The 7,292-nt window shown below is 39.9% G+C and carries 8 protein-coding genes; 6 read left to right on the plus strand and 2 right to left on the minus strand.

Annotated elements, in window-relative coordinates; all coding sequences use genetic code 11:
* Window positions 1–134 precede the first annotated feature (134 nt).
* Window positions 135–629 carry a YwgA family protein gene (locus tag J416_RS10985; RefSeq protein WP_003471353.1) on the plus strand — a complete coding sequence of 165 codons (495 nt, stop codon included), beginning with the start codon at window positions 135–137 and terminating at the stop codon, window positions 627–629.
* A 27-nt stretch (window positions 630–656) separates the two neighbouring features.
* Here the strand turns inward: J416_RS10985 and J416_RS10990 are convergent, their stop codons facing one another.
* Window positions 657–854 carry a hypothetical protein gene (locus tag J416_RS10990; protein WP_003471356.1) on the minus strand — a complete coding sequence of 66 codons (198 nt, stop codon included), beginning with the start codon at window positions 852–854 and terminating at the stop codon, window positions 657–659.
* Window positions 855–1,007: 153 nt separating this feature from the next.
* Between J416_RS10990 and J416_RS10995 the strand changes: the two genes are divergently transcribed.
* Window positions 1,008–1,523, plus strand: coding sequence for a YwhD family protein (locus tag J416_RS10995; protein WP_003471359.1), 516 nt, complete (start codon window positions 1,008–1,010; stop codon window positions 1,521–1,523).
* A 184-nt stretch (window positions 1,524–1,707) separates the two neighbouring features.
* On the opposite strand, the gene J416_RS11000 is transcribed toward J416_RS10995, so the two are convergent.
* Window positions 1,708–3,738 carry a transglycosylase domain-containing protein gene (locus J416_RS11000; protein WP_156809578.1) on the minus strand — a complete coding sequence of 677 codons (2,031 nt, stop codon included), beginning with the start codon at window positions 3,736–3,738 and terminating at the stop codon, window positions 1,708–1,710.
* Between the two features lie 274 nt (window positions 3,739–4,012).
* Between J416_RS11000 and J416_RS11005 the strand changes: the two genes are divergently transcribed.
* The 4 genes from J416_RS11005 to argS are packed head-to-tail and all read left to right on the plus strand — an operon-like array spanning window position 4,013 to window position 7,204.
* The gene (locus J416_RS11005) at window positions 4,013–4,486 is read left to right on the plus strand and encodes a hypothetical protein (protein WP_003471362.1); all 474 of its coding nucleotides are present in this window, start codon (window positions 4,013–4,015) and stop codon (window positions 4,484–4,486) included.
* Window positions 4,417–5,064 carry an AimR family lysis-lysogeny pheromone receptor gene (locus J416_RS11010; protein ID WP_040513441.1) on the plus strand — a complete coding sequence of 216 codons (648 nt, stop codon included), beginning with the start codon at window positions 4,417–4,419 and terminating at the stop codon, window positions 5,062–5,064. The genes J416_RS11005 and J416_RS11010 overlap by 70 nt, the downstream gene beginning before the upstream one ends.
* 13 nt (window positions 5,065–5,077) lie before the next feature.
* Complete coding sequence (locus J416_RS11015) at window positions 5,078–5,503, plus strand: YwiB family protein (RefSeq protein WP_003471368.1); 426 nt, start codon at window positions 5,078–5,080, stop codon at window positions 5,501–5,503.
* Between the two features lie 33 nt (window positions 5,504–5,536).
* Window positions 5,537–7,204, plus strand: a complete 1,668-nt coding sequence (gene argS, locus J416_RS11020; protein WP_003471369.1) for an arginine--tRNA ligase — start codon at window positions 5,537–5,539, stop codon at window positions 7,202–7,204.
* Window positions 7,205–7,292 lie beyond the last annotated feature (88 nt).

Genomic DNA, 7,292 nt, shown 5'->3' on the forward strand with positions numbered 1-7,292 from the left:
GGAAGAAACGAACGGATCATAAATTGTATTATCCATACGATCAAATTAAACAATTATCGGACGAGCGTCCAGAAAAACAGAGAATTCTTGATTTATTACAACGCGCGAATCAATAGAAAAATGGGGTGTTATCATTGTTAGATAATCACGCAAAACTCATCAAAGTGATTGCTTCATCTGGTGGGATTGTTGGTAGAAAGAAACTACAAAAAATCATTTATATATTAAAAAAATGCGGGCTACCGTTTGAGGAAAAGTACACTTTCTATTTTTACGGGCCGTATTCAGAGGAACTGTCGCTACGAATCGAGGAATTAACGAATTTAGGTTTTATCTCCGAAATCAGAGAAGAGAAAAGTCATTATCATCAATACCGTTACGATGTGACCGATCAAGGCGAAGAGTTTATTGAACATTCACCGGTTGAATTGCCAGCGGTGGACGCTTTAGTGACAGAAATGAAAGGGGAAAGTTCTCGCTTTCTTGAATTAGTGTCAACGATGTTATACTTTGATCATTTACCAAAAGAAGAAATTGAAGCAAAAGTGCAAGAAGTGAAGAAAAAATCAAATTACACCGATGACGATATAAACGAAGCGTGGCAATTTATAGACAAACTCAAACATTAAACATCTAGGAAGGGCGATACGCATCCGTTATTTCTTATGACGATGAAGATCGTCCTTCTCTTTTTCGGTTATGATTTGATCGAGTTTATGTTCGATTCGTTCAAGTTGAGTTTTCGTTTCATGCACGCGAAATATTCGTCGAATGATAAAAAAGAAGATACTTAACATGATAATGCCAAAGATGATCGAAAACAAAATCGTAATGATATTAAAACTCTCATACATCGGTTTGCGCCCTCCTTCTTTTCACGTATCATAACACAGAATATTGGATAAATCATACAGTTTATTCTCTGGCATAAAGACATAGGGAATGAAATCACCGTTAGTCATATGCTACAATGAATCAAGATTAATCCAAATAGGAGGGCTTTTTCGATGAGTGAAGAAAAGAAAAAGAAGTCCAATCAATTTACCATTATGAAGGACGATTCAACTGATGGTCATGGTGGGTACGGTGTCGGATCCATTAGTTTAGAAAATATTTCTCCTGTTATTATTGATCCAAATGAGGATCGAGCTTTCGTTGATATGGGAGCCATGCATGCGCGGAGTGAGGTAGAGCGTCGCGTGAAATTTTTACCGAATAAAGAAGAAGTGCCAAACGGGAAATTATATTGGATCGTTTGGGTCACTGTGGAACGTGAAGACACCGGTGCTTATTACCATGGCGTAACAGGGTGTGAAGTTCGAGTGGATCGATCGATAAAACGTGCTTATAAATCGATGCCAGAACACGTGAATCATATGGATAAATCGATGAAAGGGCATGTCATTGTTGATCATATGGATGAAAGATCAAAACAATTATTAGGTGACTTTTTACGTGATTTTGATGCAGAGATGTGGGAAAATTCTGCTGAAGAATTAAAACAGGCGTTACCAAAACAATGAACATTTTGTGAACAAGCCATCATTCACTTGTCCTCATGTCTACTTCTTTATAGAATAGAAGTTACATGGTGACTCTCAGTTACTAGGACAAGAAAAAGGTCGAGCAAATGCGCTCGACCTTTTTCAAAACAAACTGTCACGCCAGAATCCACACCCTCACACCAGAAATCCACATACAAACGACTCACATCACAAATATATTCCCTGTTATTAACCATTGCCACCAACGATCAATCAAATCATCATCAGGTGTGATCTGTTCAATTTCTTCCGGATGTCCAAGTTCGTTTTCTTCCAAAGCATCCTTACATGACGTAGTTGGCTCTGTTCCTTCTACAAAAAACATGTCATACGTATGGTTACACCCTTCGGCAGCCCGTTTTCCTGTTTCTAAATCAATCGCTACTTTTATCAAGTCTTCTGGTCGCTTATAGTTCTCTTCAGGTAAACTTTCATGTGCTTTTTCCATAAAACGGACCCAAATTTCTTTAGCATACCCTTTTTCTTCGACATTCGTAATCTCACGGTTATCATCATATCCGACCCATACACCAGCTGTAAGGGAAGGACTAAATCCGATCATCCATTGATCCCCATCTGTGGTACCAGACTTTGCAGCGTAATCTCTACTAATTTGATTTGAAACGGATGCACCTGTCACAGGCATATACCCATTTAACTCTTCACGAAATATCCCTTTCATTAAATCGGTTAAAATATACGTTGTTTGTGGCTGTAACACGAATTCTTCTGAATCATCTTCAGAGAACCATGACCATTGATCCTGTTCTTCTTCCTCTTCCTCGCGATCATATAAGACATTTCCGTGTGTATCCGTCACTTTATGAATCGTAAAGGCATCCGTCGCTTTTCCACCGTTAGCGATCCGGCTGTATGCGTTCACCATTTCTTTCACCGTCACCACTTCTGTTCCTAAGGCAAGTGAAGCAACAGGATCTAATTCACTATCTATACCAAACTTATCGGTTGCCGTTTCTACAACTTTTTCTGGTGTGACAAATAAATTGGTTTTCACCGCATAGATGTTGTCAGATAAGGCTAGCGCTTGTGCCATCGTGATCGGGCGATCGGCATAATAACCGTTATAATTGCTTGGTTGATAGCTTTTCCCATCACGAAGAGCAAATGTGGTTGGCTTACTCATCAAAGTCGTCGCAGGTGTCATCCCGTTTTCTAATGCGGTATAATAAAGAAAAGGTTTAAAACTAGAACCAGGCATTCGTTTTGCTTGTACGACGCGATTGAAATTACTTTCCTGATAATTTGTCCCACCGACTAATGCTGTGACTGCACCGCTATTTGGATTCATCGCCATCGATCCGATTTGGATGTCATTATCTCCTATTACTTCTTTCGTTGCTTGTTGGAGAGAAGTTTGCTGTTCGGTATTCAATGTGGTATAAACTTGATAACCACCCGATCGAATGTCTTCAATATCAACATCTAAAATGTCTTGTAATTCTTCAACGACTACATCTTGAAAATAAGGCGCGATTGTTTGTGTTAGTAAACTGCGATCTTCTGATAAAGGAAGTGGGGCATCGACGGCTTTCGAATAAGTCGCTTTGTCAATCACATCATGTTCGTGTAAATTCGCTAAAATCTGTTCCTGTCGTTCTTTCGCGCGATCATAGTTATGAAAGGGTGAGTAAATCGATGGCCCTTTAGGGATGCCAGCTAACAATGCAGCTTCTTCCAACGTTAATTCATCGGCAGATTTGTCAAAGTAATACCGGCTGGCTGCTTCGATGCCATAAGCGCCATGGCCATAATAGATGGTATTCAAGTACCCTTCTAACAACTTGTCTTTATCATAAAACATCTCAAGCCGAATCGTATAAAAAGCTTCATACAATTTCCGTTTCCATGTTTTCTCGTGAGTTAAGTATAAATTCCGTGCATATTGTTGGGTGATCGTGCTTGCTCCTTCTTTTAGCGACATTGTTTTTATATCGGTCCATATGGCGCCTAGTAGACGTTTGAAATCAAAACCGAAGTGGTCATAGAAATGTTGATCTTCTGTCCAAATGGTCGCATCAATTAATGTTTGATCAATGTTGTCTAATGATACCCAGTAACGCTGTTCGAGCCCGTGCTCCTCGCCAATCACTTCTTGGTCTTCACTATAGTAAATCGTGTTCTGGTCACGAGCAAGCTCAGGAGGACCTAATAGATAACTAGCCAAAAGGATCACACCCATAAAAGATGCCAACATGAATGAGATAAATATAAAAAATTTTATCAGTCGATGTTTTTTTCTACGTCGCCGCCTTCGTGACATCATGAAATCCCCCCTTTCCCCGTACTTACTCATCAGTATGGGAAAAAGGGAAACAGTTTAAACATCACACACAGCAACTTGAACCGAACCAGCAAAAAATGCACGTTGATTCTCACATCATATGTAAACAAGTCATGAATTGTGGTAAAATATCTGATAATCGATCAGGATAAATAGGGGTTGTAACATGGTGAAGCATATTCGAACAAACAATGTATTGGTGAAGCAATTTTTGCAAGCTGACGAGGAATTACCGCTTTATGTGTTAGCACAACAACTCGGAGATCACCTACACAGTGTAGCTGATATGCGTCAAGCTTGTATTGCTTGCCGAAATGAAGACAATCAACTCATTGCGATGGAATATTTGTATCTCAATGGCTATTTACAAGACGTACATGATATGATTGAGAAAAATAAACAGTCCAATCGCTTACGTAATCAGCGCTGGGCGATGTTTTATCAAATGTTGTATGAGCGTAGGATGCGTCCTAAGAAAGAACGAAAGCGAGACAAGCCCATTCGTTTCTTAGATGCATTGGGTCGGATGGACATCCTGATAACGATCATCCATTACAAGTGTTACATGCGTTGCTTCATATTTATTGTTATTTTGACTTGCATCAATATGGCAAAATCGGTACATTTAATGAACGAGTGAAAGATCATTTGCAGTTTGTCAATGATCCGTTACTATCTCAATTACTAGAAACACGCCTAGATGAGACACTGTTTATTTATCATTGGAAGCGAAATGAAATGCTCTTGTCTAGAAAATATGGCTACCAATTATTGCGGAAAACGTATAATTTGCGCAAAGTCGTTGATATTCACAATATATTAGCACAAGGCTATCTTTTTGAAAGCTATGAGCAGGCGATGCATCATGCACAAGCTGCGTTAGACATTGCGACTGAAATTGATAGTGAGCGCGCGATCTACGGATTACGCAATTATACAATCCCTTTTTTATCAGCGCATCATGCCAAAACAAAAGGAATTACAACAGAAGATCAAGCAGAAAAAGCCCACCTTGCATTAGCCAACGGGGACTTTGAAATGTGTGTGCAAATCTTAGAAGCGTTTGACAAATTCACACCATTTCAGCAATATTATTTAGGGAAAGCAACAAGAGATAAGCAATTGTTACGAAAGTCATATCGACGTTTTATTGAAGAGCGGGATGATTACTTTTATGCAATGTTGCCATTACAAGCATTAAATCAACTTGATAGTTAAAAGGAAGGATGACATGGCAAAGAAAACGCCTATTCAATTGAAGATGACAACAGAGATACAAGATGAATTCGATCGAGATGTGACAGTGGTTGAAGAAAAGGGCCATTTAATGGAAAATGGGCAGACAACGATTTTGACGTTCCAAGAAACGAATGAAAATAATGAACCGATTGATTCATTCATCACCATTCAGCCAGAATCAATTAGTGTTAAACGCTCAGGTGCAGTATCTATGCACCAGAAATTCAGAACACAACAAAAGACCGAAAATATGTACCGTCATCAGTTCGGATCATTACATATGGAAACGTACACCGATCAAATTCGTTATCAACCGCCAACAGAAGAAACGAAAGGTGAACTGTATATCCAGTATACGACCAGTTTAAATGGACAACCACCGCGCGCGCACCAGTTAATCATAGAGATGGAAAAATAGTAGACACCGGATGAAAAAAATGGAGGGAATCGCATGAATGTGATGCAAGATATGCAAGATCAACTAAAAGCCGAAATTAAGCGGTCCGTACTTGCAGCAAATGTAGCAACAGCTGAACAATTACCAGAAATTATTTTAGAGCAACCAAAAGAAAAAGCCCACGGTGATTATGCCACGAATATCGCGATGCAACTGGCCCGTGTTGCTAAGAAAGCCCCGCGCCAAATTGCTGAAGATATCGTCGAACAAATCGATCAGTCACAAGCATCGATTCGACAAATTGAGATTGCGGGTCCTGGGTTTATTAACTTTTTTATGGATAACCAATATTTAACGAAATTAATTCCGACGATTTTACAAGAAGGAAAGCAATACGGGACATCGAACACAGGTCAAGGTAAGAAAGTACAAGTCGAATTTGTGTCGGCGAATCCAACAGGTGATTTACATTTAGGACACGCTAGAGGAGCGTCCGTCGGTGATGCGTTGTGCAATATTTTAGACAAAGCCGGTTTCAACGTATCACGTGAGTATTACATTAATGATGCAGGTAACCAGGTGAACCAATTAGCTTCGTCCGTTGAAGCACGTTACCTAGAAGCGCTTGGTCAAGACGTTGCGATGCCTGAAGACGGTTATCATGGAGAGGATATTATCGAAATTGGCCAAGCCATAGCGGATGAATATGGCCAAAAATGGATCAATCAACCAGCAGATGAACGACAACAATTTTTCCGCGACTACGGATTGAAATATGAATTGAGTAAATTAGCAAAAGATTTAGAAGCTTTTCGCGTATCCTTCGATCACTGGTTTTCAGAAACGTCATTATATACAGAGAATAAAATTGAACCAGCGATTGAATTACTACGCGACAAAGGGTATGTCTATGAACAAGAGGGTGCGACTTGGTTCCGCACCACTGCGTTCGGTGACGATAAAGATCGTGTCTTAATTAAACAAGATCATTCTTATACGTACTTATCACCAGATATTGCGTATCATAAAAATAAACTTGATCGCGGGTTTGATACATTGATTAATATTTGGGGTGCCGATCATCATGGCTATATCCCGCGGATGAAAGCAGCAATTCAAGCGCTTGGTTATGATGCAGATACGTTAGAGGTCGACATTATTCAAATGGTGAATCTGTTTGAAAATGGTGAGAAAGTGAAGATGAGCAAACGAACAGGAAAAGCTGTTACTTTGCGTGAGCTGATGGACGAAGTCGGCACAGACGCAATGCGTTATTTCTTCGTCATGCGTTCAGCGGATTCTCATTTAGATTTTGACATGGATTTGGCTAAATCTGAGTCCAATGATAACCCTGTCTATTATGTGCAGTATGCTCACGCGCGCATTTGTACGATGTTGACGCAAGCTGAAGAAAAAGGAATCACGATCAACGATTATGACGCGTCATTGATTCAATCGGAAAAAGGGGAAGAGTTATTGAAGAAACTAGGTGAATTCACACAAGTCGTCGCAGATGCTGCCATCAATCGTACGCCTCATCGCGTGACGCAATATGTGTTTGACTTAGCTTCTGCATTACACAGCTTTTATAATGCCGAAAAAGTGATTGACTTGGAGGATGTTGATACGACAAAAGCAAAACTTGCACTAATGGATGCTGTGCGTATAACATTAGCAAACGGCATGGACTTAATCGGCGTCCACGCACCAGAGAAAATGTAGGCTGCTGTTTGACGAGTGGAAAAACGGGATACTATTTCGCGAGATTTTTCGTTGAATCGCCAATGACCGGGAAAACTTAATATGGTAG

Source organism: Gracilibacillus halophilus YIM-C55.5 (assembly GCF_000359605.1).
Taxonomy (GTDB): domain Bacteria; phylum Bacillota; class Bacilli; order Bacillales; family Amphibacillaceae; genus Gracilibacillus; species Gracilibacillus halophilus.